This is a genomic window from Acidovorax radicis N35, from assembly GCF_000204195.1.
Lineage (GTDB): Bacteria > Pseudomonadota > Gammaproteobacteria > Burkholderiales > Burkholderiaceae_C > Acidovorax > Acidovorax radicis.
Genome location: NZ_AFBG01000019.1, coordinates 793648 through 820074, shown reverse-complemented (window position 1 = coordinate 820074; position 26427 = coordinate 793648). Strand labels below are relative to the sequence as shown.

The window sequence follows — 26427 nt, the reverse complement described above, 5'->3', positions numbered from 1 at the left end:
GTAATTCGTGTTGGGTGAAGACTTTCAACCCCTTGAGACAAAGGTCCTGCCACCATGAAACTCGCTACCTACAAAGACGGCTCGCGCGACGGCCAACTGGTTGTCGTCTCCCGCGACCTGGGCACGGCCCATTATGCGACCGGCATTGCCAGCAAGCTGCAGCAGGTGCTGGACGACTGGGGCTTCCTCTCGCCCCAGCTGCAGGACCTGTACGACCAGCTCAACAGCGGCCGCGCGCGCCACGCCTTCCCCTTCGACCCCGCCCAGTGCATGGCACCGCTGCCGCGCGCTTACCAGTGGGCTGACGGCTCGGCCTACATCAACCACGTCGAACTGGTGCGAAAAGCGCGCAACTCCGAGGTGCCCGAGAGCTTCTACACCGACCCCCTGATGTACCAGGGCGGCAGCGACGACTTCATCGGCCCGCGCGACGACGTGGTGGTCCCGAGCGAAGCCATGGGCATCGACTTCGAGGCCGAGATCGCCGTCATCACCGGCGACGTGAAGATGGGCACCAACGCCGACCAGGCGCTGGACGGCATTCGCCTGGTGATGATTGCCAACGACGTGAGCCTGCGCAACCTGATCCCGGCCGAGCTGGCCAAGGGCTTCGGCTTCTTCCAGAGCAAGCCCGCCACCGCCTTTGGCCCCGTGGCCGTGACGTTGGACGAGCTGGGCGACGCCTGGGACCACGGCCGTGTGAACCTTACCGTGCAATCCACCTGGAACGGCCGCAAGGTCGGCATGTGCGACGCCGGCCCCGAGATGACCTTCCACTTCGGCCAGCTGATTGCCCACGTCGCCAAGACGCGCAACCTGCGCGCCGGCTCCATCATCGGCAGCGGCACCGTGAGCAACAAGGGCGTCACCGACGCCAACGGCCGCACCGAATGGCCCAAGGGCTACAGCTGCATCGCCGAAAAGCGCTGCATCGAGACCATCCAGGACGGCAAGCCCAGCACGGAGTTCATGAAGTTTGGCGACACCATCCGCATCGAGGTCAAGGGCAAGGACGGCGCGAGCATCTTCGGCGCCATCGATCAGACGATTGCAGCGCCTGAAGCCTGAGCCGCGACGGCCACTGCAACTGCAACTGCAACCGTCGCCGCAGCCAGTGGCTGCTGGTAGCGGGCGCATGTGCAGCGGCCTTGTCTGGCAGGGCGGGCCCCGCGCACCGCTCGTTCTACAGGTCGCGCCTGCCAGCCCACCCCTCACCCGTTCGGGCTGAGCCTGTCGAAGCCGGGGCCGAGCGATGGAGCACCGTGTTCAGCCCCCAGGCTCCCGCAGCAGGTGCAAAATACCCATAAAAACGGCCTCTACCGCTTGATAGTCAAGCGCTAGAAGCTATCAAATTAATAGTAATCACAAGGAGACAACCCCATGCAACGCAGAACGCTCTTGTCCGCCCTGGCCGCCGCAGGCGCCACTTCCGCCGCCCCCTGGGCCGCTGCGCAGCAGGCCGCCTGGCCTGATCAACCCCTGCGCTGGGTCGTGCCGTACCCGGCCGGCGGCGGCACCGACGTGCTGGCGCGCACCGTGGCCGAGGCCATGCGCCAGACACTGGGCCAGCAGATCATTGTGGACAACCGCCCCGGTGCTTCCACCAACATCGGTGCGCAGATGGTGGCCACCGCCAAGCCCGACGGCAACACCTTCATGTCGGCCGACAACGCCGTGCTGGCCTTCAACGAGCACCTGTTCACCAAGCTGCCGTTCAACCCCGAGAAAGACTTCACCTACGTGGGCGGCATCAGCCGCTTTCCGCTGGCGCTGGTGGTCAACCCCGCGTTCGAAGCCAAGACGGTCAAGGAATTCCTGGCCTACGCGCGCGCCAACCCCGGCAAGCTCAACTACGCATCGCCCGGCAACGGCTCGCCGCACCACCTGGCGATGGAGATGTTCAAGAACCGCACCAAGACCTTCCTCACGCACATCCCCTACCGGGGCGCGGCGCCTGCGCTGCAGGACGTGATGGGCGGGCAGGTGCCCTGCATGTTCCTGGACCTGGCCGCCGGCCTGCCCGTGATCACCTCCGGCAAGGTGCGCGCCCTGGCCATCGGCTCGGCCAAGCGCGTGGCCGCATTGCCCGACGTGCCCACGCTGGCCGAAGCCGGCGTGCCCAACTCGGAGGTGTTTGCCTTCCAGGGCATCCTGGCGCCCGCCGGCCTGCCCGCGGCCATCACCGCGCGTTTGAATGCCGACCTGAACAAGGCCCTGCTCAACCCCGCCGTGGTCAAGCGCATGAACGACTTCGGCATGGAAGCCCTGCCCGGCACGCCGGAGCAGTTCCGTGCGATGGCGCGGGCGGAGTCCAAACGTTGGGGCGAAATCATCAAGACGGCGGGCGTGAAGCTGGACTGATGCATTCATGCCCGGTGTGAGCGCCGCGCCACTCGGTGCTCGCTCCAAACGAGGGATCTTCTATCTGTCCATGCCTGCGCGGCAGACTGCGGTTGCAGGCTTCAGCCCAAGGGCTCGTTCCCAGTGAGCGGAAAAGCCAGTTCCGCGGGGTACGCCCAGGTACTTGCCGCGCCGTTCCAAGCGCAAAAAGGCCGCCTACTCTGGCAGATGGCACACCGCTTCCACGTTGTTGCCCTCGGGGTCGATGACGAAGGCGCCGTAGTAGTGCTCGTGGTAGTCGGTCCGCAGGCCGGGGGCGCCATTGCCCTTGCCGCCAGCGGCGATGGCTGCGGCGTAAAAGGCATCCACCTGTGCACGGTTTGCTGCCTTCCACGCCAGGTGGCAGCCCGTGGTGGCCGGTGGGCCACCGTACGGCGACGGTCCGTCGATGAACCACACATCGGCCTTTTTGCCATCGGGCTCGGACGCATCGGGGTAGGCGAAGCCCAGCATGTTCGAGCCGTAGTTGCCCTCAAAACACAGGCTGTAGCCGAGGGGCGCAAGGGCTGCACTGTAGAAAGCCTTGGCGCGGCCGATGTCGGTCACGCGGAAAGTCATGTGGTCAATCATGGGGAGATTTGCTCTCTGGGTTGTTCTGCACGCGTTTTGCATACATGTAGATACTGTATGTAAATACAGTATTTGTGGCAAGCTAAAACGGATGGGTGTTGTGGGCACGAGAACCCTGCCACTGGCTCCGCACGCAGACTGCCTTGGCGTTTGAGCAGGCCACGGCCTCGATCTTCGGGCGCCGGGGTACAGTGCCCCAACGCGGATGCGTCCGCGGTGCGGCATTTCTTCACCCGCGCCCACCAAAGCTTTCCCCGATGTCCACTCCCACAGCCCCCGAATGGGCCGACGTATTGCATCGCGCCCTGCCCATGGCCGCCCTCGTGCCAGCCGAGGTCCGCTATTTTTTCGTCAGCCCCAACGGGCAGTACGTGGCCTGCACCACCAGCGCATTGCATTCGGTGCTGATCGACATGCAGAGGCGGCGGTACGCAGCGTTTGCCGACTGGAGCGTGCGGGCGCTGACTGATGAGGCAGTGGAGCTTGAGTCCGACGAAACCCGCATGCAGGCGTTCCCGGTCTATGCCGACCTCTGGCAGATGGCGTTGACTGACGCCACACTGCCGTGGCAGCCGGCCCTGGGTTGACCGATGGAGCCGAATCATTCCCGGTCTGCGTCTTCTGTACCGGCTCCCATTGGGGCCGGCCTAGCGGTCCTGCTGGTGGGCCTGGGGGCGGCGGCAGCCGCACTCAGCGGCTTTGGGCATGCGGCGGGTTGTGGCACCTTTGGCATGACCTGCATCGGGTCGGCCTTTGCCATTGCGTTGGGCACTTTGTGTGTTGCGGTGGTGCTGCTCCTGTGGGGCTTGCGGTCGATACCGGTGGCCGGGCCGGGCCGCTGGCGCTGGGCGGTCAAGGCACTGGTCGTTGGCATCACGGCCCTTGCGGGGATTGCGGCTTTGGTGCTGGGCGGGTTTGCGATGCTGGTGTTGGCGCGTTAGGGCGTCGTTTAACCTCCCCGAGCTTAGAACGCTTGGGGTGGCGACCGTTGCCCTGCACGCCAGCACGGGCTCTGTTGCCAAGGCGACCGGCGGCCGGCGCAATCGCGACACAATCTCAGGGCCAACCTGGCCGCCGAGGGTGTCTACGGAGCCGTGGCGTGCAGAGCGTGTGGCGTTGCAGATGCTGCGCGCATCGCCTCCATGCCCGGGCCGTTTTGTCTTTTCGGACCACGGGCGTCAGCGCCGCCTGCGTTGCAGGTTGACCGGCGCCTGCCAATGACCCATTGGTCTCGCTTCCACCATCAAGGATCCCCATGCTGAACTTCGACTTCCACAACCCCACCCACATCGCCTTCGGCCAGGGCCGCATCGCCGACCTCGACAAGCTCGTGCCCGCCGCCGCCAAGGTGCTCATCCTCGTGGGCGGCGCCAGTGCCGAGAAGACCGGCACGCTGGCCGAGGTGCGCACGGCGCTGGCCAGCCGCCAGCACGCCACCTTCAGCGGCATCGAACCCAACCCCAGCTACGAAACCTCGATGAAGGCCGTCGCGCAGATCAAGGGCGGCGGGTTCGACTTCCTGCTTGCGGTGGGCGGCGGCTCGGTGATCGATGCAGTGAAGTTCATCGCCGCGGCCGTCAAGTTCGAAGGCGGCGACCCCTGGGCCATTCTGGAAAAGCACGGCCGCAACGTCACCGCTGCGCTGCCCTTCGGCGCCGTGCTCACGCTGCCCGCCACGGGCTCCGAGATGAACAACGGCGGCGTCATCACGCACCGCGCCAAAGGCGCGAAGCTGGCTTTCGGCAGCAACCACACCTACCCCGTGTTCTCGGTGCTTGACCCCACCAAGACCTACACCCTGCCGCCCCAGCAGCTGGCCAATGGCGTGGTCGATGCCTTCGTGCACACGGTGGAGCAGTACCTCACCTACCCGGTCAACGCGCCCGTGCAGGACCGCTTTGCCGAAGGCATCCTGCAGACGCTGATCGAGATCGGCCCGCGCCTGCTGGCCGCCCCCGAGCCCGTGTACGACGACCGCGCCAACCTCATGTGGGCGGCCACCATGGCGCTCAACGGCCTGATCGGCGCGGGCGTGCCGCAGGACTGGGCCACGCACATGATCGGCCACGAGCTGACCGCGCTGCACGGCATCGACCATGCGCGCACGCTGGCCATCGTGCTGCCCGCGCTGCTGCACGAGCGCCGGGGTGCCAAGCGCGCCAAGCTGCTGCAGTACGGCGAGCGCGTGTGGGGCATCACCACCGGCACCGACGACGAGCGCATCACCGCCGCCATCGACCGCACGCGCGGCTTCTTTGAAAGCATGGGCATCGCCACCCGCCTGTCGGGCTACGGCCTGGGCGCCGATACCGTGGGCGCCGTGGTGGCGCAGCTGGAGGCGCACGGCATGGTCACGCTGGGCGAGCAGCGCGAGATCACGCCCGCCGTCAGCCGGCGCATTCTCGAAGCGGCGCTGTAAGCCAACGCCGCAACCTGCGCCGCACCAGGACGCATTTGCGCGGATTGCGGGTACGGTGGGCGGCTTTACGTTTTACCTCACCCCCAGAAAGGGATCGCTATGGCCCACATCCTCATGGTTCTCACGTCCCACAGCGAGTTGGGCGACACCGGCAAGAAAACCGGCTTCTGGCTCGAAGAGTTTGCCGCCCCGTACTACGTGTTCAAGGATGCGGGGGCCGAGGTGACCCTGGCATCGCCCCAGGGCGGCCAGCCCCCGCTGGACCCCAAGAGCGATGCGCCCGATGCGCAGACCGATGCCACGCGCCGCTTCAAGGGCGATCCCGCCGCCCAGGCGCACCTGGCCAGCACCCTGAAGCTGTCCGAAGTGAACGCGGCCCAGTTCGACGCCGTGTTCTACCCCGGCGGCCACGGCCCGCTGTGGGACCTGGCGTACGACACGCTGTCCATCGCCCTCATCGAGGCCACCCTGGCCGCTGGCAAGCCCCTGGCGGCCGTGTGCCACGCGCCCGGCGTGCTGCGCGGCGTCAAGGCGGCAGATGGCACGCCCCTGGTGCGCGGCAAGAACGTGACGGGCTTCACCAATGGCGAGGAGGCCGCTGCGGGCCTGACGGACGTCGTGCCCTTCCTGGTGGAGAACATGCTCATGTCGCACGGCGGCCTGTACACCAAGCAGGCCGACTGGCAGCCGCACGTGGTCACCGACGGGCTGCTCATCACCGGGCAGAACCCGGCGTCGTCCGAGCCGGCGGCGCAGGCGCTGCTCAAAGCGCTGGGTTGACGCCCACGGGCCGGGCTGGCCTGGCGCGCGACAGCGAGCTGGCCGCCCGGCCTCCTAACCACCAGACGGGCAACAACCCGTCAACCTAGCGCTCGTCAGCGAACGGCTCGCGCCCGTCGCCTGCCGTTTCACGCCACGCCCTTGCATTTCGTCGCATGCCGCTGTCCCTGCCGGCCCGCGGTGCCTACAGTGCCGCCATGCCGCACCGACCGTCACTCCACGTTCGCGGCCCCTGGCACTCCAAGACGAAAGGCGCACCGTGATCCTCCTCCTTACTCTTCTTTCCCTCGCCCTGCGGTGGGCAGCGCGGCACGTCCGGCCCGTGGCGGCCACCGCGTTCGTGGCGCTGGCCGCATTGGCAGGCCCCGCATCGGCCCAGCACGCCGGCCTGCGCACCCTGGTCGTGCCAGGCGACGAGCCGATCAACGTCGCGCTGTTCTACCCCACCGTGCGCAGCGCGGGCGTGGTGCAGCTGGGCCCCTGGCGCCCGGTGGTCGGCCTGGGCGCACCGGTGTCTGCCGAGCCGCTCAAGGGGCTGATCCTGGTGTCGCACGGCACGGGCGGCAATGAACTCGCCCACCACAACCTGGCCACGCGCCTGGCGGCGGAGGGCTACCTGGTGGCCGCCGTGCGCCACCCGGGTGACAACTGGCAGGACCGCTCCATGATCACCTCGAGCCGCTACTTCGGCGAGCGCCCCCGCCAGGTGAGCCGCGTGCTCGACGCGCTGCTGGCCAGCCCCGAGTGGGGCCCCCGCATTCCGGCCGGCCGCATCGGCGCACTGGGCCATTCGGCCGGCGGCTACACCGTGCTGGCCCTGGCCGGCGCCCAGGCCGAGCCCGCCCGCGCCGCCCAGCACTGCCGCAGCGTGCAGGACGACCCCGGCTTCTGCGGCCTGGCCCAGGGCCCCAAGGCGCTGCAGCCGGCCGCTGCCAACACTGCAACACCCGCCAACCTGGTGCCGGATGGCGCCCTGGTCTCCGTGCCCGACCCGCGCATCCGCGCCGTCGTGGCCCTCGCGCCCATGGCCGTGGTGTTCACCCCCGAGAGCCTCAACGTCGTGACCGTGCCGGTGCTGCTGCGCGTGGCAGAGCAGGACGCCGTGCTCACGGGCAAGTACCACGGCGGGCTGGTGGCCGCCAATCTGGCCACGGCGCAGGCGGCCACCGTGCCGGGCGCCGGCCACTTCGCCTTCATGGCCCAGCCCAGCCAGAGCCTGCCGTCCGACGCAGGCGACGCCGCCGCCAACCCCGCGGGCTTTGACCGCGTGGCCTACCACACGGTGCTGGAGGCGCAGGTGGTGCAGTTCTTCGCGCAGCAATGGCGCTGAGTCTGATCTTTTAAGATAAAAAAGCTGCCTGCCGCTTGTCTGGCAAGCGCAAAATGCTATCAAAAGTGTAGTGTCGGCTTCCGCCGAGTCCTCTAGTAAGGCAAGATTCCCGGCAGCAGCGGCCGTGCCAGCCGCTCGCACCACCACTTGAGCGCCTCGCCCCGGTGCTCGGGCTTCCAGGCCAGCCAGAAGGTCTCATCAGCGCGGGGCTCCTCCACCGGCACCTCCACCAGGATGCCGTTTTCCAGCTCCACCCGCACGCAGGCGCGCGGCACGAAGCCGTGGCCCAGCCCGGCGGCCTGGCAGGCGATCTTGGCCTGCATCGACGGCACGGTGATGCGCCGCTGGCCCGACAGCAGGCCCACCGTGCGGTCCGACAGGGTGCGCGCTCCGTCACCCACCACCACGGCCGTGTGCTCCAGCAGGTCGCTGCGCGTGAGCGGCCGGCCCAGGCGCGCCAGCGGGTGCGACGCGGTCACGCAGAACACGAAGTCCAGGCTGCCCACCGCCACGGCCTTGTAGCCGCCGCCAGCGGGGCCTTCGCCCGCCGCCACGATGATGTCGGCGCGCCCGTCGCGCAGCGCCTCCCAGGTGCCCGTCAGTGCCTCGCAGCCGATGCGCAGGCGCGTGCCGCAGTTCAGGCCTTCAAAGGCCGCGATGTCGTCATTGAACGCACTGGTGGGTATCAGCGAGTCGTGCACCAGCCGCAGCTCGGACTCGAACCCCGTGGCGATCTGCCGCAGGCGCGATTCGAGCTGCCGGGCCGAGGCCAGCAGCCAGCGGCCCTCCTTGAGCAGCTCGTGCCCCGCGGGCGTGAGCGTCACGCGCGGGCCGTTGCGGGTGAACAGGGCCAGGCCCAGTTGCTCCTCAAGCTTGCCCACGGCATAGGAGATGGTGGACGGCACCTTGTGCAGCCGCTCCGAGGCGCCCGCGAACGAGCCATAGCGGGCAATCGCATCCACCAGTTCGATGGCTTCGAGGGAGAGTTTCAGCATGGCAAAAGGAGCGGAATTTCGATCATCGAAATTATCGATGATTGAACGCCAAACCTTTCAACCTGATGCCCTGCCATGCGCCGGATACTTCATCCATCGCAGCACTGAAGCCCAATGAAATCCGGAAGATTTCAAACCGGACGCCCAGTGTGAAATTCATCGACAGACATTGAAAGGAAGACACCATGCTCGATATCCGCAAAGCCCAACACCGCGGCAACGCCAACCACGGCTGGCTCCATTCGCGCCACACCTTCTCGTTCGGCCACTACCACGACGCCAACCAGCAAGGCTTTTCCGACCTGCTGGTCATCAACGACGACCGCGTGGCCCCGGGCAAGGGCTTCGGCACCCACCCGCACCGCGACATGGAAATCTTCTCGTACGTGCTGGAAGGCGCGCTGGAGCACAAGGACTCCATGGGCACCGGCTCGGTCATCCGCCCCGGCGACGTGCAGATGATGAGCGCCGGCACCGGCGTGCGCCACAGCGAGTTCAACCACTCGGGCGAAGAGCCCGTGCACTTCCTGCAGATCTGGATCGTGCCCGGTGCCCGTGGCGCCGCACCCCGCTACCAGCAGGTGCACTTCAGCGAGGCCGACAAGCGCGGCCGTCTGCGCCAGATCATTTCGCCCGAAGGGGCTGACGGATCGCTGGCCGTGCACCAGGACGCCCGGGTCTATGCCGGCTTGTTCGACGGCAGCGAAGAAGCGGCCGATCTGGACGTGGGCCCGGGCCGCAACGTGTATGTGCACGTGGCCCGCGGCAGCCTGGAGGTGAACGGCGAGCGGCTGTCCGAAGGCGACGGCGCCCGCATCCGCGACGCCGGGGCCCTGCGCTTTGCCCACGGCGAAGGCGCCGAGGTGCTGGTGTTCGACCTGCGGCCGAACGAACTGCCCACGATGCCGCACTGAGCGAATGGGCGCCCTGAGGCGCGGGTGGGTGGGCGATGCCGCCCATCCCCTGCACCCCGGCCCGCCGCATTGCCTTGACTCGTTTTTGTTTGTTCTTCTTCACCTACTTCATCTTCAATTTCCAGGGAGCTCACCATGACCCACGCCAGCACCACGACTGCCAGCACCACCGCCGCCCGTCCCGTCGCCTACGCCAAGCCCGGCGCCACGCTGCTGAACGCCGACGACCACACCCTGGTCATGATCGACTTCCAGTCGCAGATGGCCTTTGCCACGCACTCCATCGACGCGATCACGCTGCGCTCCAACGCCGGCCTGGTGGCCAGCGCGGCTGCAGGGTTTGGCGTGGACACCATCCTCACCACCGTGGCCGAAAAGAGCTTCAGCGGCCCCATGTTCGAGGAAGTGACCGCGCCGTTTCCCGGCCAGGCGCTGCTGGACCGCACCTCCATGAACACCTGGGAGGACGAGGCCGTGATCGCCCGGGTCAACGCCATCGGCAAACCGCGCATCGTGCTGGCCGGCCTGTGGACCAGCGTGTGCATCGTGGGCCCGGCGCTGTCGGCGCTGGACCAGGGCTTCGAGGTGTATGTGATCGCCGACGCCAGCGGCGACATCTCGGCCGAAGCCCACAACCGCGCCATGGAGCGCATGGTGCAGGCCGGCGCGCGCCCCATCACGGCCCTGCAGTACCTGCTGGAGCTGCAGCGCGACTGGGCGCGGGGCGAGACGTACGACATGACGACGGGCATCGCCAAGAAGTTCGGCGGCGGCTATGGCCTGGGCATCACCTACGCCAAAACCATGTTCAACGCCCATGAGGGCTAAAAGAGCACACCATCTTTCTACTGCGCTGGCCGATCTCACACCTGCGGTCCTCGCCGTACGCAAGTACGGCTGCGGTCCTCGGTGCGACCTCGGCCCGCTCGCTACGAAATCTGGTGCACTCTTTGCGTTCTGCCATTGCTGAAATTTCGAAGTCCGAAGACCATGACACAACCTGCCACCACTCCCGGCCTCATCCTGCGCAACGGGCGCTTCACCACGCTGGACCGCGCCAACCCCACGGCCAGTGCGGTCGCCATTGCGCAAGGGCGCTTTACCAAGGTAGGTGACGACCGCGAAGTGATGGCGCTGGCCGGTGCGGGTACGCGGGTCATCGACCTGGGCGGGCGCAGCGTGCTGCCGGGGCTCATCGACAACCACCTGCACATCATCCGCGGCGGCCTCAACTTCAACATGGAGCTGCGGTGGGACGGGGTGCGCAGCCTGGCCGACGCCATGGCCATGCTCAAAGCCCAGGTGGCGGTGACGCCCGCGCCGCAGTGGGTGCGCGTGGTGGGCGGCTTCACCGAGCACCAGTTTGCGGAAAAGCGCCTGCCCACGCTGGCCGAGCTGAACGCCGTGGCGCCGGACACGCCCGTGTTCATCCTGCATTTGTACGACCGCGCGCTGCTCAACGGCGCCGCGCTGCGCGCCGTGGGCTACGGCAAGGACACGCCCGCGCCGCCCGGCGGCGAGATCGTGCGCGACAGCGCGGGCAACCCCACGGGCCTGCTGCTGGCCAAGCCCAATGCGGCCATCCTGTATGCCACGCTGGCCAAGGGCCCCAAGCTGCCGCACGACTACCAGGTCAACTCCACGCGCCACTTCATGCGCGAACTCAACCGCCTGGGCGTGACCGGCGCCATCGACGCGGGCGGCGGCATGCAGAACTATCCGGATGACTACGACGTGATCCAGGAGCTGGCCGATGCCGACCAGCTCACCATCCGCCTGGCCTACAACCTGTTCACGCAAAAGCCGCAGCACGAGAAGGAAGACTTCCTGAACTGGACGGCCACCTCGCAGTACAAGCAGGGTACGGACTACTTTCGCCACAACGGCGCGGGCGAGATGCTGGTGTTCTCCGCCGCCGACTTCGAGGACTTCCGCCAGCCCCAGCCCGAGCTCGCGCCCGGCATGGAAGGCGAGCTGGAAGAGGTGGTGCGCATCCTGGCGCAGAACCGCTGGCCCTGGCGCATGCACGCCACCTACGACGAGACCATCGAGAGCGCGCTCAACGTGTTTGAAAAGGTCAACCAGGACACGCCGCTGGCCGGCCTGAACTGGTTCTTCGACCACGCCGAAACCATCTCGGAAAAGTCCATCGACCGCATCGCCGCCCTGGGCGGCGGGGTGGCCGTGCAGCACCGCATGGCCTACCAGGGTGAATACTTCGTGGAGCGCTACGGCGCTGCGGCGGCCGAGGCCACGCCCCCGGTCAAGCGCATGCTGGAGAAAGGCGTCAACGTGTCCGCCGGCACCGACGCCACCCGCGTCGCCAGCTACAACCCCTGGGTGTCGCTGTCCTGGCTCGTCACCGGCAAGACGGTGGGTGGCCTGCAGCTCACGCCGCAGCGCAACTGCCTCACCCGCGACCAGGCCCTGCGCATGTGGACCGAGAACGTCACCTGGTTCAGCAACGAGCAGGGCAAGAAGGGCCGCATCGAGGCGGGCCAGCTGGCCGACCTCGTCGTGCCCGACCGCGACTTCTTCGCCTGCCCCGAGTCCGACATCGCCGACACCACCGCCCTGCTCACCGTGGTGGGCGGCAAGGTGGTCTATGGCGTGGGCGACTTTGCGCGCTTCGACGACGCGGCCCCGCCGCCCGCCATGCCCGACTGGTCGCCCGTGCGCACCTTCGGCGGCTACGGCGCCTGGGGCGCCCCGGGAGGGCCGGACGGCGCGCCCCTGCAGGCCGTGCTGCGCAATGCGGCGGCGAACTGCGGCTGTGCCAGCGACTGCAACCTGCACGGCCACGCCCATGCCACGGCCTGGAGCAGCAAGCTCCCCGTGTCTGACCTGCAGGGCTTTTGGGGTGCGCTCGGCTGCGCCTGCTGGGCGGTGTGACGGTGCAGCACACATTGCAAACCGCCGCCACCGCGCCCTGGGTGCAGACGCTGGCGCTGCTGTGCCTGTGCGCCGCGTACCTGCAGGGCGGCATCGGCAAGGCCCGTGACTTTGCCGGGGCCGTGGCCGAGGTGCGTTCGCTCGGCCTGGCGCCCGCCGCGCCCATCGCTGCTGCCACGCTGGTGCTGCAGCTCGGGGCTTCGGCGCTCATCCTGTCGGGCTGGTACCGCTGGCTGGGGGCGCTGGCCCTGGCGGGCTTCACCGTGTTTGCCGCCTTGCTGGCAGACCGCTTCTGGGCCGCGCCGCCCGCCGATCGGCAGCGCAGCGCCAACGCATTCTTTGAACATTGGGGCCTGGTGGGCGGCATGCTGCTCGTCGCCTGGCACGACCTCGGAGGCCACCATGCCGGATAACCAACACGATCATCACCACCACACCCCCGCTGCTGCAGCGCCGGCGCCGGCATCGGCTGTTCCGGTGGCTTCCGGCAGCTTCGCGCCGCTGGCCATTCCCGTCTTCGCGGTGCTGTGGGCCGCCACCGTGCTGGGCAACATCGGCAGCTTCATGCGCGACGTCGCCAGCGCCTGGATGGTGACCGAGCTCTCGTCCAGCCCCACCGCGGTCGCGCTGATCCAGACCGCCGCCACGCTGCCCGTCTTTCTGCTCGCCATCCCAGCAGGCGTGCTGTCGGACATCCTGGACCGCCGCCGTTTCCTCATCGGCGTGCAGGTGCTGCTCGCGGCCGTCAGCGGCACGCTGCTCATACTGGCCAACACCCACACGCTGACGGTGGAGTGGCTGGTGGCGCTGACCTTCGTGGGCGGCATCGGCGCTGCGCTCATGGGCCCTACCTGGCAGTCCATCGTGCCCGAGCTGGTGCCGCGCAGCGAGCTCAAGAGCGCCGTGGCGCTCAACTCGCTGGGCATCAACATCGCACGCGCCATCGGCCCTGCGGCGGGCGGCCTGCTGCTGGCCAGCTTCGGCGCGGCCATGGCCTACGGCCTGGACGTGCTGAGCTATGTGTTCGTGATCGCCGCGCTGCTGTGGTGGAAGCGCCCGAAGGCCGAGGCGTCGGGTTTGAACGAGCAGTTCTTCGGCGCCTTCCGCGCCGGCGTGCGCTACGCCCGCGCCAGCCGTGAGCTGCATGTGGTGCTGCTGCGCGCGGCCGTGTTCTTCCTGTTCGCCAGCTCCGTCTGGGCGCTGCTGCCGCTGGTGGCGCGCCGCATGCTGGGCGGCTCGGCAGGCTTTTACGGTGTGATGCTGGGCGCCGTGGGCGCGGGCGCCATCCTGGGCGCCGTGCTGCTGCCCCGTTTGCGCAAACGTCTCGACACCGACGGCCTGGTGCTGCTGGCCTCGCTGCTCACCGCTGCCGTCATGGGCGTGCTGACCGTGGCCCCGCCCCAGTGGGCCGCCGTGGCGCTGATGCTGGTGCTGGGCCTGGGCTGGATCATCGCGCTGACCACCCTCAACGGCGTGGCCCAGGCCGTGCTGCCCAACTGGGTGCGCGGCCGCGGCCTGGCCATCTACCTCATGGTCTTCAACGGCGCGATGGCCGCGGGCAGCCTGGGCTGGGGCCTCATCGCGGGGCAGGCCGGCCTGCCGGTCACGCTGCTGATGGGCGCGGCCGGGCTGGTGATGGCGTCGCTCATCTTTCACCGCGTGAAACTGCCCACCGGCGAGGCCGACCTGCAGCCGTCCAACCACTGGCCCGAGCCCCTGCTGGCCGAGCCCGTGGCGCACGACCGGGGCCCGGTGATGGTGCAGATCGAATACCGCATCGCCAAGCCCGACCTGCCCGCCTTCCTGCAGGCCATGCAGCGCCTGTCCCAGGAACGCCGCCGCGACGGCGCCTACGCCTGGGGCGTGGCCGAACGCACCGGCGAGCCGGGCCGCGTGATCGAGTGGTTTTTGGTCGAGTCCTGGGCGGAGCATTTGCGCCAGCACCACCGCGTGTCCAAGGCCGATGCGGACCTGCAGGCGGAGGCGCTGCGGTTTCACCAGGGAGCGGAGCGGCCCGTGGTGCATCACTTTCTGGCGTTGACTGCGGGGGACGCAGGCCGCGCCCATGCCATGCAGGCGCAGTGAGAGGTGGTTTTTAGTGAAAATAGCTGCTGGCGCCTGTCCAATAAGCGCCAGAAGCTATCAAAAAATGAGCATTCTGCGTGTCTGGCAGAGCGCGGTCAGCCTGCTATTGCCGCTGCCTCCACAGCCTCCACCTCCACCAAACAGTCATAAAACGTCGGCGCCCGCCCCAGGTCCGTCAGTGCCTGGCTCGTCACCTCGTTCACGTTCGTCCCATCGAGCCCCAGCTTGCGCCACCAAATGCCCAGGCCGTTGACCACGCCGGGCCGGGCGCGGCGCGAGACAGTGGCGTGGCACTGGTAGCTGCCGCGGTCGTTGAACACGCGCACCACGGCGTCGTTGCCGATGCCGCGGGCTTCGGCGTCGTCGGGGTGGATCTCCAGGATCGGTCGGCCTTCGATGTTGCGCAGGCTCGTCACGTTCACGAAGGTGGAGTTCAAGAAGTTGCGCGCCGGCGGCGAGATCATGGCCAGCGGGTAGCGTGCGTCGGTACCTTGCAGCTCATAGTTGGGCAGGTGGTCGGGCAGGCCGTCCAGGCCCTGGGCGGCCAGGCGGGCGCTGTAGAACTCGCACTTGCCCGACGGTGACGGGAAGTTGCCCTCGGCAAACAGCGCGTCGGGAATGGCCACGGTGGCAAAGCCCTGGGATTCGAGCAGCGCGTAGTCCACGGCATCGCCGAAGGCCTGGCGGCACAGCGCCTCGTCGGTGTCGGCAAAACAGGGGTCGGCAAAGCCCATGCGCGCGGCCAGGTCGCGGAAGATCTGCGCGTTGCTGCGGGCCTCGCCCAGGGGTTGGATGGCGGGGCGGTTGAGCACCACGTCGGTGTGGCCGTAGGACAGGTGCACGTCCCAGTGTTCGAGCTGCGTGGTGGCGGGCAGGATGTAGTCCGCGTAGTCGGCCGTGTCGGTCTTGAAGTGCTCCAGCACCACGGTGAACAGGTCTTCGCGCGCAAAGCCGCGCACCACCTTGCCCGAGTCCGGGGCCACGGCCACGGGGTTGCTGTTGTAGACCACCACGGCCTCGACCTGCGGGCCGAAGGCGGGCGATGCTTCGCGCAGCAGGTCGTCGCCGATGGTCGTCATGTTGATGGTGCGCGGCGTGCCGCCTGTTGCCGCCTGGGGCATCAGGTCGGGCCGCTGCAGCACCGCGCGCTGGGCCGGGAACTGGCCGGAGCTGGACAGCAGCAAGCCGCCGGCGCGGTGGCGCCAGGCACCGGTGAGGGCGGGCAGGCAGGTGACGGCGCGCACGGCATTGCCGCCGCCGCGCACGCGCTGCATGCCGTAGTTCAGGCGGATGGCGGCGGGCTTCGTGGTGCCGTAGTCCTGGGCCAGCTGGCGGATCTGCTCGACCGGAATGCCGCAGACTTCGGCGGCGCGCTCGGGCGGCCACTGCAGGGCGCGTTCGCGCAGCTGGTCCCAGCCCAGCGTGTGGCGCGCGATGTAGTCGTGGTCCAGCCAGTCGTGGGCGATCAGCTCGTGCATCAGCGCCAGGGCCAGCGCGGCATCGGTGCCGGGGCGCAGGGCGATGTGCTCGTGGCACTTGTCGGCCGTCTCGCTCTTGCGCGGGTCGATGCACACCAGCCGGGCGCCATTCCTCTTGGCCTGCTGCGCGTAGCGCCAGAAGTGCAGGTTGCTGCCGATGGAGTTGCTGCCCCAGATCAGGATGAGCTGCGATTCGGCGAAGAACTCCGCCTTCATGCCCACCTTGCCGCCCAGGGTCTGCACCAGCGCCTCAGCGCCCGCCGATGCGCAGATGGTGCGGTCCAGCAACGATGCGCCCAGCTGGTGGAAGAAGCGCCGGTCCATGCTCTCGCCCTGCACCATGCCCATGGTGCCGGCGTAGCTGTAGGGCAACACGGCTTCGGGATCGCGCGCGGCGATGGACTGCAGGCGCTGCGCGATGTCGTCCAGGGCTTCGTCCCAGCCCACGGGCGCGAACTGGCCGCTGCCCTTGGGGCCGGTACGCTTGAGCGGAGTGAGCACGCGCTCGGGGTGGTAGCTGCGCTCGGTGTACTTGCTGACCTTGGCGCAGAGCACGCCGTCGGTGTGCGGGTGGTCGGGGTTGCCCTGCACGCGGGTGGCCACGCCGCTCTCCACCGTGGTGATCAGGGCGCAGGTGTCCGGGCAGTCGTGCGGGCAGGCCCCGCGCACCTGAATCGGTACAGACAGAGGGGAATTGGCGGCAGAAGACGTGTGCATTCTGTGGGTTGATCGTTAAACTGCAAGCAGGGTTGGAAACGGCGTGCATAGGTTGCCGCAGTTCCAAGGAGGCTGCCTGAAGGCAGCGCAGAGGGTTCACCCTCTTTTACAAGAGCAGAGATTTCACCATGAACCAACCGGTATTGGGGCGCAGGCAGTTTTCCGTGGGCTTGGGTGCGGCAGCCCTCGGGGGCTTCCATCTGGCACACGCGCAAAGCGAAGGCCGGATTGTGCTGGGGCAGTCTGCCGCCTTTACCGGCCCTGCCGCGCAGCTGGGTGTGCAGTTCAACCTGGGCGCCAAGCTCTTTTTCGACCAGCTCAATGCGCAGGGTGGCGTGGGCAAGCGCACGGTGGAAATCCGCACCATGGACGACGGCTACGAGCCCGACCGCTGTGCCGAGAACACCAGGAAGCTCATTGCCGAAGACGTGTTTGCCCTGTTTGGTTACATCGGCACGCCCACCAGCTTGGCGGCGATGCCCATCTTCACCAAGGAAAAAGTGCCGTTTTTCGGCCCCTTCACCGGTGCCGAGGCGCTGCGCCAGCCCTTCAATCGGCTGATTTTCCATGTGCGTGCTTCGTACTATGACGAGACCGCGCTCATCGTGCGCCAGCTCACCAACCTGGGACTCAAGAAGATCGCGGTTTTCTACCAGAACGATGCCTATGGCAAGGCCGGGCTCGATGGTGTGACGAAGGCGCTGACCGAGCTCAAGCTCGCGCCTGTGGCCACCGCCACGGTGGAGCGCAATTCGACCGACGTGAAAGCGGCCGTCGACAAGCTGGTGCCGGCCAAGCCGGATGCCGTGGTGCAGATCACCGCCTATGCCTCGGCCGCAGCCTTCGTGCGCGCAGCGCGCAAGGCGGGCTTTGGAGGCACGTTCTACAACGTGTCGTTTGTGGGTACCCAGGCGCTGGCCGATGAGCTGGGCAAGGATGGCGCTGGCGTGGTGGTGTCGCAGGTCGTGCCTTCCCCTTACCAGCCGTCGCGCCAGATCACCCGCGAGTTTCTCGAAGCCATCAAGAAGGGTGGCGACAAGGTGCAGGCCAATTACTCGAGCATGGAAGGCTACTTGGCAGCCCGTGTGTTCACGGAGGGCCTGCGCCAAGCCCAGGGCAGTGGAAAACCCACGCGCGAAGGGCTGATTGCCGGCATCGAGTCCTTGGGCAACCAGGTGGTCTCGGGCTTTCCCATTGCGTTCAGTGCCACCAGCCATGCGGCATCGAAATTTGTCGAAATGTCGATGCTGACCGGTGATGGGCGAGTGAGGACTTGATATCCCCCTGAGCCGCTTCGCGTCTTCCCCCAAGGGAGACGCCACCCGTGGCCTGGCGGAGCCAGTTCCACTGTGGCGCTGGCCTTGGGGCGCGCCAGTTGCGGGTGGGACGGGCGTTGTCTACCGTCTGTCGAATGTCTGTGTTTCAGCCAATGGCCGTGGTGCGCGCTAGGCCCTGCATGAACGCCTCGCACCGGCCGAGCTGTTCCAGGCTCACGTACTCGTCGGGCTGGTGCGCCTGCTGGATGCTGCCGGGGCCGCAGACCACGGTGGAGATGCCGGCGTTCTTGAACAGGCCGGCTTCGGTGCCGAAGGCCACGAGGGTGGTGCTCTTCTCGCCCGACAGGGCTTGCGCCAGGCGCGTGACCGGGTCGTCCTTGCTGCCCAGAAAGCTCGGGATCTCGCAGATGGTTTCAAACGAGAAGCCGGCCGCCGGCGCCACCTGCTTCATGCGCGGCTCCAGCGACTTCGCATACGCCACCACTTCTGACTGCATCTGCGCGGCGTTGGCCGTGGGCAGGTCGCGGAATTCGTAGCGGAACTCGGCGTCGCGCGGCACCACGTTGTCCGCGATGCCGCCGTGAAACTGCCCCACGCTGGTGGTCGAGAACGGCACGTCAAAGCCCTCGAAGCGGGGTTCGTTCTTTTCAAAATCTTCTGCCATGTCGCGCACCCGGCCCACCACGCGGGCGGCCATCTCGATGGCGTTGACGGAATGCGGCGTGAGGGACGAATGCGCCTCCTTGCCCCGCACGCAGCACTTGTAGCGGTATACGCCCTTGTGGGCGATGGCCGGCACCATACTGGTGGGCTCCCCCACGATGCACGCCAGGGGCTTGATGTTCGCGTCGCGCAGGTCGGCGATCAGCTCCTTCACGCCGAAGCAGCCGATCTCTTCTTCGTAGCTGAAGGCCAGGTGGATGGCGAAGGGTGCATGGCTGTTCAGGAACTGCTCCGCATGTGAGACGGCAATGCCGATGAAAGCCTTCATGTCGGCGCTGCCGCGCCCGTAAAGCCTGTCGTCCTTCACGAGCGCGCTCAGCGGGTCCATGCTCCAGTCCTGGCCATCCCAGGGGACGGTGTCGGTATGGCCCGACAGGATCACCCCCGCCGACTTGCCCTCGCCCAGCGTGGCAAACAGGTTGGCCTTGGTTTTGTCGGCATTGAAGGTCAGGCGGCTTTTGACGCCCAGCCGTGCCAAGTGGTCACGGATGAAATGGATCAGCTCCAGGTTGGACTGGTCGCTGACGGTGTTCATGCGTACGAGGGTTTGCGCAAGTTCGAGGGCGTGTGGGGAAAGCTTCATGTTGCAGTGCAAATAAACCCCGGGTGGCGCAAGGCAGGCCAGCGGGCTAGACTGTGAGATCGTAAGGACACATATCATGAACGTTATCGACTCCATCGTCACCCAGGCGGCCAGTATTGCAGCGGTGCGCCGGGACATTCACGCGCATCCCGAGCTGTGCTTCGAAGAGGTGCGCACCGCTGACGTGGTGGCCCAAAAGCTCACCGAATGGGGGATTCCGATCCACCGCGGCCTGGGCAAGACGGGCGTGGTGGGCATCGTCAAGGGCCGCGACGGCGGCGCCAGCGGCCGGGCCATTGGCCTGCGCGCCGACATGGACGCCCTGCCCATGCAGGAGTTCAACACCTTCGCCCACGCCAGCAAGCACCAGGGCAAGATGCACGCGTGCGGCCACGACGGCCACGTGGCCATGCTGCTGGCCGCGGCGCAGCACTTTGCCAAGCACCGCAATTTCGACGGCACCGTGTATCTGATCTTCCAGCCCGCGGAAGAGGGCGGCGGTGGTGCCCGCGTGATGATCGAAGACGGCCTGTTCGAGCAGTTCCCCATGGAGGCCGTGTACGGCATGCACAACTGGCCCGGCATGCCGGTGGGCACGTTTGCCGTGAGCCCCGGCCCGGTGATGGCTTCCACCAGCGAGTTCAAGATCGTGATCCGCGGCAAGGGCGGCCATGCGGCCCTGCCGCACACCGGCATCGACCCGGTGCCGATCGCCTGCCAGATGGTGCAGACCTTCCAGACCATCATCAGCCGCAACAAGAAGCCGGTGGATGCGGGCGTGATCTCGGTCACCATGATCCACGCGGGCGAGGCCACCAACGTGGTGCCCGACAGCGTGGAACTGCAGGGCACGGTGCGCACGTTCACCGTGGAGGTGCTGGACCTGATTGAAAAGCGCATGCGCCAGATTGCCGAGCATACCTGCGCGGCGCACGACGCCACCTGCGAATTCGCGTTCGTGCGCAACTACCCGCCCACCGTCAACTCGCCCGCCGAGGCCGAGTTCGCGCGCAAGGTCATGACCGAGATCGTCGGCGAAAGCCATGTGCTGCCCCAGGAGCCCACCATGGGCGCCGAAGACTTCGCCTACATGCTGCAGGCCAAGCCCGGCGCGTACTGCTTCATCGCCAACGGCGACGGCGCGCACCGCGAGATGGGCCATGGCGGCGGCCCCTGCATGCTGCACAACCCGAGCTACGACTTCAACGACGACCTGATCCCGCTGGGCGCCACCTACTGGGTCAAGCTGGCCGAGCAGTGGCTGGCCCAGCCCACGACGACGGCCTGAGCACCACCACCGCTCTGCAACCGTTGATTCTGGTTCTGTCTTGAAACCCTGGGCGCCCTGTGTGCCCCGGGTTTTCTTTTGTCCCCCTCCCCCCCCGACCCCTGAAAGCCCCGCCCATGATCGGCATCCCCAGCGCCTTTTCCTCCAGCTACGCAGAAGCCCGCACCAAGTTTCTGGAGGGCGCCGCCGCAGCCGGCCTGCCCATCGAATCCCATGCCCACCCGCTCAAGGGCCGTGATGGCGAAGACCTGGCCATGGACGTGGTGCGCGATGGCCCGGCCGATGCCAAGAAGCTGCTCATCGTGAGCAGCGCCTGCCACGGCGTGGAGGGCTACTGCGGCAGCGGCGTGCAGGTGTTTGCGCTGCACGACCAAGAGTGGCGCGACAAGGCACGTGCCGCCGGCGTGGCCACGCTGTACATCCATGCGCTCAACCCCTACGGCTTCTCACACGTGCGCCGCTTCACGCACGAGAACGTGGACCTGAACCGCAACTTCCAGGACTTCTCCCAACCCCTGCCCGTGAACAAGGCCTACCGCGAGGTGCAACCCCTGCTGCTGCCCGAGCAGTGGCCGCCCTCGGCAGAGAACGCCGCCGCGCGGCAGCAGTACATCGACACGCACGGCGAAGCCGCCTGGCAGGCTGCCATCTCGCAGGGCCAGCACGAGTTTCCGCAGGGCGTGTTCTTTGGCGGCACTGAGCCCACCTGGAGCAACCGCACGCTGCGCCAGGTGCTGCGCCAGCATGGCGCCAACGCATCGCACATCGCCTGGATTGACCTGCACACGGGCCTGGGCCCGAGCGGCCATGGCGAGCGCATCTACGCCGGCAAGGACGATGCAAGCTCTGTGGCGCGCGCCCGTGCCTGGTGGGACGGCGGCGGCGCCACGCCGGTCACGTCCATCTACGACGGCTCGTCCACGTCGGCCTTCCTCACCGGGCTGATGTGGAACTCCGTCTACGACGAATGCCCCCATGCCGAAACCACGGGCATTGCGATGGAATACGGCACCGTGCCGGTGCTGGAGGTGATGGACTCGATCCGCGCCGAGCAGTGGCTCAACCTGCACCCCGAGGCACCGGCCGAGCAGCATGCGCAGATCAAGGCGCAGATGCTGGCTGCGTTCTACACCGACACCGACACGTGGAAGGGCCAGATCGTGAGCCAGGCGCGCCAGTCGATGTTCCAGGCGGTGGATGGCCTGGCCCGATAGATAGGTCGAATCGGCCTCTTGCGCTTAACCATTAAGCGCAAGGCGCTATAAAAAATATAGTGTCCGGTGGATGTGAGGCCGTTTGCGATGCGGCGCGCGGGGCGCACGGCGGCGCGGGTGCACGCTCTGCGCGGGCCGGGGGCGCTGGCGTCGTGCGCGCGGCGGCTACCATCGCCCCAAAACCAGGAGACCGCGCCATGGCCTTTGCACCCACCGCGCTGCGCGCAGCGCAGCACCCGCTCCGATGAGCGTGCCAGGCCCCCAGCCCGGCGCAGGGCCGCACCCCGATGCCGTGCGGGCGCTCAGCCGCAGCCTGCTCGCGCTGGGGCAGCTGGCGCGGCACACGCAACCCCAGGACATGCTGCACCAGGCCCTGCAGACGCTGCAGGCGCTGGTGCCGTTCGACTCGGCCTGGTGGGGCGAGATGTCGGCAGGCGATGTGCACACCAGCCCTCGCAACTGGCTGCATGGCAGCATGGGCCTGAGCCAGAGCTTTGCGCAGGAATGGAATGAACTGTCTGCGGTGGACGAGTTCGCGCGCCAGTCCATGAGCCGGCTCGGCGTGGTGATCCGCGAACGCGACGTGACCGGCGACATCGCCGAACACGCCGAGGTGTTGGCGTTCAGCGAGCGCCATGGCCTGTACCACTGCATGGCGCTCACGGCCGAGCTGCCGCACAGCGGCCTGCTGTTCTTCGTCTCGGTGTACCGCCCGCAAGCCCGCACCGAATTCACCGATGAGGAGACCGTGCTGTTCGGCGAGTTTGTCGTGCACCTGCTGCAGCACTGGCACCACCGGCTGCAGGCGCTGCAAAGCGATTCGCCCAGCCGCCCGTGGGACAGCTTTGCGCTCGCCGAGCCTTCGGGCGATCTGCTGTTTGCGGGGCTACGCATCAGCCTGGCGCTGGGCGAGGCCCACCCCGGCTGGGCCGGCACGCGGCTGCCGACGGCCGTGGTGCAAGGTCTTGCGCGCGCGCCGTGCACCGTGGCCGTGGGCAAGGCCTGCCGCCTGCGGATGGAACCCTGCGGCTCGCTGGTGGCCATCAGCATCGCATCGCGCCACCCGAAGTCGCCGCTGGCGCCGCGCGAACTGAGCGCGGCCATGCTCTACGCGCAGGGGCGCTCGCACAAGGACATCGCCGCCACGCTCGGGCTCACGCCCGCCACCGCGCGCACGTACCTGCGCACCGCCTATGCGGCGCTGGGGGTGAGCAACAAGCTGGAGCTGGTGGCGGCGCTGCGCACGGCCTGAGGCGCTCAGCGCGCCTGGTGTCGGGTGTCGGGTGTCTGGCGTCTCGTGCCGGTCGAAACGCGGGCGGATGCGGATGCTCGGTAGTTTCCCGGGCCCTCTGCATTTGCAGAGGCTGCAACCGCAGCTTCTTTTCCTATCGTCCGCACCGGAGCCGCAAGGGCTGCGTTGGCGGTGCTGCAACCAAGTTTGCAGCGGCTGCGTGCTGCAGCCCGGCTCCTTCAAAACCCCTACAACAGGAGACCGACGCATGACACCTATCCCACCGCGCGCCATCGAAGCGCCCCCCCGCCACTCCCGCAGTACCCACGACACCCACGACACCCAAGGCACCCAAGGCACTGCGGCACGCCACCGGCTCCGGGTCATCGGCGGCCTGGGCGCCGCTGCCGCGCTGACGCTGGCGGCCTGCGGTGGCGGCGGCAGCGACGCCGCGCCCCCCCTGGCCGCCAAGCCCCTGGCCGAAGCCTGCGCCGCCTACACCTCTGCCGCGCTGCCCCACGGCGCCAAGGTCACCCGCACCGAGCTGCGCAAGGCCGACAGCACGCTGCCCGACGCCTGCATCGTGCGCGGCGAGATCGTCTCGTCACCCGAGTCCACCATCCGCTGGGCGGTGGAGCTGCCCACGCTCGCGCAGTGGAACGGCAAGACGCTGACCATCGGCGGCGGCGGCTTCGACGGCTTCATCCCCACCGACGACCCGTGGTACCAGCAGCTCGTGGGCCCATCGGCCCACCCGTACGTGAAGATCAGCTCCGACTCGGGCCACCAGATTCGCGGCTTCGCCTGGGGCAAGAGCGATGTCGCGCTGCGCAACCATGCGTTCGACGCCAACCATTTCGTGCTCGAGGTCGGCACGGCAATCGCCACCGAGTTCTATGGCAAGCGCCCCGCGCGGCGCTACCACATGGGCCATTCCAACGGCGGGCGCTCCGGCCTCATCGCCACGCAGAAGTACCCCAAGGACTACGACGGCGTGGTGGCCATGGAGCCCGCCATCAGCCAGCAGGCGCACCAGGTCAACCTGGGCCCCACGGTGCTGCGGCACATCTTCAAGAGCCGCGACAACTGGCTCAGCCCCGCCAAGATCGCGCTCTACGCCAAGGCCGAAACCGCCGCCTGCGATGGCCTGGACGGCTTGAAGGACGGCATCATCGGCAACGTCGAGGCCTGCAGCTATGTGCCCACCGACCTGCTGTGCAAAGGGGCCGACAGCGACACCTGCCTGACTGCCGGGCAGATCGAATCGATCCGCCTCATCTACAGCGACCACAAGACGCCCGTGACCCTGTCGCGCGGCGCCGTGGGCTATCCGCGCTACGGCCGGGGCGGGGCGTCCACCTCGGACTGGCAGTCGTACATGTTCGGCACCAGCTTCGATGCGCCTGATTCGTTCAACCACATGGCCGTGACGGAAGCCGCGCGCCTGGTGGAGGGCAACCCCAACGCCAACATCCTGAGCCACGACCCCACGCAGTACCAGGCGCAGTACGCGCGGCTGGCCGAGATGATCGACGCGACCGACCCCGACATCTCCGCCTTTGCCGACAACGGCGGCAAGCTGCTGATCTGGTATGGCGTGGGCGACACCTGCGTGTCGGTGTACCGCACGGCGGAGTACTTCGACTCGGTCAAGCAGCGCCTGGGCGCCAGCAAGGTGCAGGGCTTTGCGCGCATGGTCACCTCGCCCTCCAACGGGCATGACCTGGACGGCGCGGGCACCGAGCCCCGCTCCATCGACCTGCTGGCGGCCATGGATGCCTGGGTGGAAAAGAGCACCGCGCCCGACAAGCTGGTGGCCACCAAATTCGCACCCGGCACCACAACGCCGGTGGCGCAGCGCCCGGCGTGCGAGTACCCGAAGTTCCCGCGCTACAACGGCACGGGTGATCCAGCCAAGGCCGAGAGCTTCACCTGCTCTGCGACGTAGGCACCGCGGTGCGGGCCAGTTCGATGAAGGCCCGCACGTAGTCAATGGCGGTGTCCGTCTCGCGTGCCCCGAGGAAGATCTGCTTGGCGATGCCGCGCACGCCCAGCCGGACAGGCACCACATCCATCTTGGCCGCGTACTCTTGAACCAGCCAGCGCGGCAGGGCGGCCACCCCGCGGCCGCTGGCCACCATCTGCAGCATGATGTCGGTGGTTTCGATGGCTTTGTGGCGCTTGGGCGTGACACCGGCCGGCAACAGGAACTGGCTGTAGATGTCCAGGCGCTCGATGTCGACGGGGTAGCTGATGAGCACTTCCTGTGTCAGCTGCTGGGGCTTCACATAGGCCGCCGAAGCCAGGGCATGGCCCTTGGCCACCACGAGCACCTGCTCGTAGTCGAACACCGGTTCGAACTTCAGCCCTGGCTTGAACAATGGGTCGGGCGTGACCAGCAGGTCGATCTCGAAGCCGAAGAGCGCGCCGATCCCGCCGAACTGGAACTTCTGCTTGACGTCCACGTCCACGTCGGGCCATGCGGCCAGATAAGGGGACACCACCTTGAGCAGCCACTGGTAGCAAGGGTGGCATTCCATGCCGATGCGCAGCGCACCGCGTTCGCCCTGTGCAAACTGGCCCAGGCGCTCTTCGGCCAGGTCCAGCTGCGGCAGCACGCGGTTGGCCACTGCCAGCAGGTACTGGCCGGCCTGCGTGAGGCGCAGGCTTCGACCTTCGCGCAACCACACGTCGGTGCCCAGTTGCTGCTCCAGCTTCTTCATGCTGTGGCTCAGGGCCGACTGGGTGAGGTTCAACACGCCCGCCGCGGCCGTCAATGACCCTTGCTTCTCAACCTGCTGAACGATGCTGAGGTGAATGCGTTCGAGCATTTTAATGAACCTTATTCATGGAATGATGAAATAAGACCATTTTACTTCATGGTTTGCAGCCACTAGCATCCCCTCCCATGAACGCACATACAGCACATCCCCTGCGCATCGTCGCAGTCTCCGGCGGACTGCAGCGCCCCTCCAGGTCCGCTGCCCTGGCAGAGCACCTGCTGGACCTCATCGCCGACGAGCGTCCCTGCGAACAACGCCTGGTCGACCTGGGCCAGCTCGCACCGATGTTCGCTGGCGCGGTCTGGCGCTCTCAACTGCCCAACGCCGTAGAGCGGGAATTGGCGGCGGTCGAGCAGGCCGACATCCTGGTGGTGGCGACACCGGTGTACCGCGGCTCCTATGCGGGGCTGTTCAAGCACTTCTTCGACTTCGTTCACCAGGACGCCTTGATCGACACGCCGGTGCTGCTGGCCGCCACTGGCGGCAGCGAGCGCCATGCGCTGGTGATTGACCACCAGCTGCGGCCGCTGTTCAGCTTCTTCCAGGCGCGCACGTTGCCGCTGGGCGTGTATGCGACCGACAAGGATTTTGTGGACTACCAGTTGCAGAACCAGGCCCTGATCGACCGGGCCAGACTGGCCGTCCAGCGGGCATTGCCGCTCATGCCGTTGGCGCGCCACGCCCAGCCCTCGCTGGCCGACGAAGTGGCGCTGGCCTGAAACAAGCACCGGCCCTTCCCCTCCATCCA

General features: G+C 67.6%; 23 protein-coding genes. 18 read left to right on the top strand and 5 right to left on the bottom strand.

The features are described 5' to 3' along the window. Nucleotides 1–54 precede the first annotated feature (54 nt). Together ARADN35_RS0113540 and ARADN35_RS0113535 are read left to right on the top strand one after the other, a co-directional pair. Nucleotides 55–1068, top strand: coding sequence for a fumarylacetoacetate hydrolase family protein (locus ARADN35_RS0113540; RefSeq protein ID WP_010462984.1), 1014 nt, complete (start codon nucleotides 55–57; stop codon nucleotides 1066–1068). 312 nt (nucleotides 1069–1380) lie between these two features. Beyond that, a complete protein-coding gene (locus ARADN35_RS0113535; protein ID WP_010462983.1) occupies nucleotides 1381–2361 on the top strand; it encodes a Bug family tripartite tricarboxylate transporter substrate binding protein in 981 nt (326 codons plus the stop codon). Between the two features lie 195 nt (nucleotides 2362–2556). On the opposite strand, the gene ARADN35_RS0113530 is transcribed toward ARADN35_RS0113535, so the two are convergent. Then, nucleotides 2557–2970 (bottom strand): VOC family protein, encoded by a 414-nt coding sequence (locus ARADN35_RS0113530; RefSeq protein ID WP_010462980.1) that lies wholly within the window; start codon nucleotides 2968–2970, stop codon nucleotides 2557–2559. Nucleotides 2971–3227: 257 nt separating this feature from the next. Here ARADN35_RS0113530 and ARADN35_RS0113525 point away from each other — a divergent pair, with 257 nt between their 5' ends. The 5 genes from ARADN35_RS0113525 (at nucleotide 3228) to ARADN35_RS0113505 (ending at nucleotide 7499) form a co-directional block, all read left to right on the top strand. After that, nucleotides 3228–3557 carry a hypothetical protein gene (locus tag ARADN35_RS0113525; RefSeq protein ID WP_010462978.1) on the top strand — a complete coding sequence of 110 codons (330 nt, stop codon included), beginning with the start codon at nucleotides 3228–3230 and terminating at the stop codon, nucleotides 3555–3557. 3 nt (nucleotides 3558–3560) lie between these two features. Then, nucleotides 3561–3911, top strand: coding sequence for a hypothetical protein (locus ARADN35_RS0113520; protein ID WP_139019196.1), 351 nt, complete (start codon nucleotides 3561–3563; stop codon nucleotides 3909–3911). 314 nt (nucleotides 3912–4225) lie between these two features. Beyond that, nucleotides 4226–5389: an iron-containing alcohol dehydrogenase gene (locus ARADN35_RS0113515; RefSeq protein ID WP_010462974.1), complete on the top strand. Its 1164-nt coding sequence runs from the start codon at nucleotides 4226–4228 to the stop codon at nucleotides 5387–5389. Between the two features lie 99 nt (nucleotides 5390–5488). Beyond that, nucleotides 5489–6169 carry a type 1 glutamine amidotransferase domain-containing protein gene (locus ARADN35_RS0113510; RefSeq protein ID WP_010462972.1) on the top strand — a complete coding sequence of 227 codons (681 nt, stop codon included), beginning with the start codon at nucleotides 5489–5491 and terminating at the stop codon, nucleotides 6167–6169. A gap of 259 nt (nucleotides 6170–6428) precedes the next feature. Continuing rightward, nucleotides 6429–7499: an alpha/beta hydrolase family protein gene (locus ARADN35_RS0113505; protein ID WP_244265900.1), complete on the top strand. Its 1071-nt coding sequence runs from the start codon at nucleotides 6429–6431 to the stop codon at nucleotides 7497–7499. A 92-nt stretch (nucleotides 7500–7591) separates the two neighbouring features. On the opposite strand, the gene ARADN35_RS0113500 is transcribed toward ARADN35_RS0113505, so the two are convergent. Continuing rightward, the gene (locus ARADN35_RS0113500) at nucleotides 7592–8494 is read right to left on the bottom strand and encodes a LysR family transcriptional regulator (protein WP_010462967.1); all 903 of its coding nucleotides are present in this window, start codon (nucleotides 8492–8494) and stop codon (nucleotides 7592–7594) included. Nucleotides 8495–8679: 185 nt separating this feature from the next. Here ARADN35_RS0113500 and ARADN35_RS0113495 point away from each other — a divergent pair, with 185 nt between their 5' ends. The 5 genes from ARADN35_RS0113495 (at nucleotide 8680) to ARADN35_RS0113475 (ending at nucleotide 14385) form a co-directional block, all read left to right on the top strand. Beyond that, nucleotides 8680–9408: a pirin family protein gene (locus ARADN35_RS0113495; protein ID WP_010462965.1), complete on the top strand. Its 729-nt coding sequence runs from the start codon at nucleotides 8680–8682 to the stop codon at nucleotides 9406–9408. Nucleotides 9409–9543: 135 nt separating this feature from the next. Next, nucleotides 9544–10236, top strand: coding sequence for a hydrolase (locus ARADN35_RS0113490; protein ID WP_010462963.1), 693 nt, complete (start codon nucleotides 9544–9546; stop codon nucleotides 10234–10236). Between the two features lie 162 nt (nucleotides 10237–10398). Beyond that, nucleotides 10399–12300: an amidohydrolase gene (locus ARADN35_RS0113485; protein ID WP_010462961.1), complete on the top strand. Its 1902-nt coding sequence runs from the start codon at nucleotides 10399–10401 to the stop codon at nucleotides 12298–12300. Between the two features lie 2 nt (nucleotides 12301–12302). Continuing rightward, on the top strand, nucleotides 12303–12713 hold the full coding sequence (locus ARADN35_RS0113480; protein WP_029414006.1) for a DoxX family protein: 411 nt from the start codon (nucleotides 12303–12305) through the stop codon (nucleotides 12711–12713). Then, nucleotides 12703–14385: an MFS transporter gene (locus ARADN35_RS0113475; RefSeq protein WP_244265899.1), complete on the top strand. Its 1683-nt coding sequence runs from the start codon at nucleotides 12703–12705 to the stop codon at nucleotides 14383–14385. The genes ARADN35_RS0113480 and ARADN35_RS0113475 overlap by 11 nt, the downstream gene beginning before the upstream one ends. Nucleotides 14386–14480: 95 nt before the next feature. Here ARADN35_RS0113475 and ARADN35_RS0113470 read toward each other — a convergent pair whose 3' ends face one another. Next, on the bottom strand, nucleotides 14481–16580 hold the full coding sequence (locus tag ARADN35_RS0113470; protein ID WP_010462955.1) for a molybdopterin-containing oxidoreductase family protein: 2100 nt from the start codon (nucleotides 16578–16580) through the stop codon (nucleotides 14481–14483). Nucleotides 16581–16708: 128 nt separating this feature from the next. Between ARADN35_RS0113470 and ARADN35_RS0113465 the strand changes: the two genes are divergently transcribed. Next, entirely contained in the window at nucleotides 16709–17857 is a 1149-nt protein-coding gene (locus tag ARADN35_RS0113465) for an ABC transporter substrate-binding protein (protein ID WP_010462952.1), read from the top strand. A 145-nt stretch (nucleotides 17858–18002) separates the two neighbouring features. Here ARADN35_RS0113465 and argE read toward each other — a convergent pair whose 3' ends face one another. Further along, a complete protein-coding gene (gene argE, locus ARADN35_RS0113460; RefSeq protein ID WP_029414005.1) occupies nucleotides 18003–19163 on the bottom strand; it encodes an acetylornithine deacetylase in 1161 nt (386 codons plus the stop codon). Nucleotides 19164–19239: 76 nt separating this feature from the next. On the opposite strand from argE, the gene ARADN35_RS0113455 reads away from it, so the two are divergent. The 4 genes from ARADN35_RS0113455 to ARADN35_RS0113440 all read left to right on the top strand — a co-directional run bounded on the left by ARADN35_RS0113455 (nucleotide 19240) and on the right by ARADN35_RS0113440 (nucleotide 24844). Next, complete coding sequence (locus ARADN35_RS0113455; protein ID WP_010462949.1) at nucleotides 19240–20451, top strand: M20 aminoacylase family protein; 1212 nt, start codon at nucleotides 19240–19242, stop codon at nucleotides 20449–20451. A 116-nt stretch (nucleotides 20452–20567) separates the two neighbouring features. Then, nucleotides 20568–21665: a M14 family metallopeptidase gene (locus tag ARADN35_RS0113450; RefSeq protein WP_010462947.1), complete on the top strand. Its 1098-nt coding sequence runs from the start codon at nucleotides 20568–20570 to the stop codon at nucleotides 21663–21665. A gap of 244 nt (nucleotides 21666–21909) precedes the next feature. Then, nucleotides 21910–22917, top strand: a complete 1008-nt coding sequence (locus ARADN35_RS0113445) for a helix-turn-helix transcriptional regulator (protein WP_010462945.1) — start codon at nucleotides 21910–21912, stop codon at nucleotides 22915–22917. A gap of 247 nt (nucleotides 22918–23164) precedes the next feature. Then, nucleotides 23165–24844, top strand: coding sequence for a tannase/feruloyl esterase family alpha/beta hydrolase (locus ARADN35_RS0113440; protein WP_010462944.1), 1680 nt, complete (start codon nucleotides 23165–23167; stop codon nucleotides 24842–24844). On the opposite strand, the gene ARADN35_RS0113435 is transcribed toward ARADN35_RS0113440, so the two are convergent. After that, nucleotides 24825–25727, bottom strand: a complete 903-nt coding sequence (locus ARADN35_RS0113435) for a LysR family transcriptional regulator (RefSeq protein WP_010462941.1) — start codon at nucleotides 25725–25727, stop codon at nucleotides 24825–24827. The two genes, ARADN35_RS0113440 and ARADN35_RS0113435, sit on opposite strands and share 20 nt — an antisense overlap. A gap of 77 nt (nucleotides 25728–25804) precedes the next feature. On the opposite strand from ARADN35_RS0113435, the gene msuE reads away from it, so the two are divergent. Then, nucleotides 25805–26398 carry an FMN reductase gene (gene msuE, locus ARADN35_RS0113430; RefSeq protein ID WP_010462939.1) on the top strand — a complete coding sequence of 198 codons (594 nt, stop codon included), beginning with the start codon at nucleotides 25805–25807 and terminating at the stop codon, nucleotides 26396–26398. Nucleotides 26399–26427 lie beyond the last annotated feature (29 nt).

Excerpts from the sequence above, each read along its gene's own strand:
- ARADN35_RS0113540 (WP_010462984.1), top strand. The coding sequence starts at position 55 with ATGAAACTCGCTACCTACAAAGACGGCTCGCGCGACGGCCAACTGGTT.
- ARADN35_RS0113535 (WP_010462983.1), top strand. The coding sequence starts at position 1,381 with ATGCAACGCAGAACGCTCTTGTCCGCCCTGGCCGCCGCAGGCGCCACT.
- ARADN35_RS0113530 (WP_010462980.1), bottom strand. The coding sequence starts at position 2,970 with ATGATTGACCACATGACTTTCCGCGTGACCGACATCGGCCGCGCCAAG.
- ARADN35_RS0113525 (WP_010462978.1), top strand. The coding sequence starts at position 3,228 with ATGTCCACTCCCACAGCCCCCGAATGGGCCGACGTATTGCATCGCGCC.
- ARADN35_RS0113520 (WP_139019196.1), top strand. The coding sequence starts at position 3,561 with ATGGAGCCGAATCATTCCCGGTCTGCGTCTTCTGTACCGGCTCCCATT.
- ARADN35_RS0113515 (WP_010462974.1), top strand. The coding sequence starts at position 4,226 with ATGCTGAACTTCGACTTCCACAACCCCACCCACATCGCCTTCGGCCAG.
- ARADN35_RS0113510 (WP_010462972.1), top strand. The coding sequence starts at position 5,489 with ATGGCCCACATCCTCATGGTTCTCACGTCCCACAGCGAGTTGGGCGAC.
- ARADN35_RS0113500 (WP_010462967.1), bottom strand. The coding sequence starts at position 8,494 with ATGCTGAAACTCTCCCTCGAAGCCATCGAACTGGTGGATGCGATTGCC.
- ARADN35_RS0113495 (WP_010462965.1), top strand. The coding sequence starts at position 8,680 with ATGCTCGATATCCGCAAAGCCCAACACCGCGGCAACGCCAACCACGGC.
- ARADN35_RS0113490 (WP_010462963.1), top strand. The coding sequence starts at position 9,544 with ATGACCCACGCCAGCACCACGACTGCCAGCACCACCGCCGCCCGTCCC.
- ARADN35_RS0113485 (WP_010462961.1), top strand. The coding sequence starts at position 10,399 with ATGACACAACCTGCCACCACTCCCGGCCTCATCCTGCGCAACGGGCGC.
- ARADN35_RS0113475 (WP_244265899.1), top strand. The coding sequence starts at position 12,703 with ATGCCGGATAACCAACACGATCATCACCACCACACCCCCGCTGCTGCA.
- ARADN35_RS0113470 (WP_010462955.1), bottom strand. The coding sequence starts at position 16,580 with ATGCACACGTCTTCTGCCGCCAATTCCCCTCTGTCTGTACCGATTCAG.
- ARADN35_RS0113465 (WP_010462952.1), top strand. The coding sequence starts at position 16,709 with ATGAACCAACCGGTATTGGGGCGCAGGCAGTTTTCCGTGGGCTTGGGT.
- argE (WP_029414005.1), bottom strand. The coding sequence starts at position 19,163 with ATGAAGCTTTCCCCACACGCCCTCGAACTTGCGCAAACCCTCGTACGC.
- ARADN35_RS0113455 (WP_010462949.1), top strand. The coding sequence starts at position 19,240 with ATGAACGTTATCGACTCCATCGTCACCCAGGCGGCCAGTATTGCAGCG.
- ARADN35_RS0113450 (WP_010462947.1), top strand. The coding sequence starts at position 20,568 with ATGATCGGCATCCCCAGCGCCTTTTCCTCCAGCTACGCAGAAGCCCGC.
- ARADN35_RS0113445 (WP_010462945.1), top strand. The coding sequence starts at position 21,910 with ATGAGCGTGCCAGGCCCCCAGCCCGGCGCAGGGCCGCACCCCGATGCC.
- ARADN35_RS0113440 (WP_010462944.1), top strand. The coding sequence starts at position 23,165 with ATGACACCTATCCCACCGCGCGCCATCGAAGCGCCCCCCCGCCACTCC.
- ARADN35_RS0113435 (WP_010462941.1), bottom strand. The coding sequence starts at position 25,727 with ATGCTCGAACGCATTCACCTCAGCATCGTTCAGCAGGTTGAGAAGCAA.
- msuE (WP_010462939.1), top strand. The coding sequence starts at position 25,805 with ATGAACGCACATACAGCACATCCCCTGCGCATCGTCGCAGTCTCCGGC.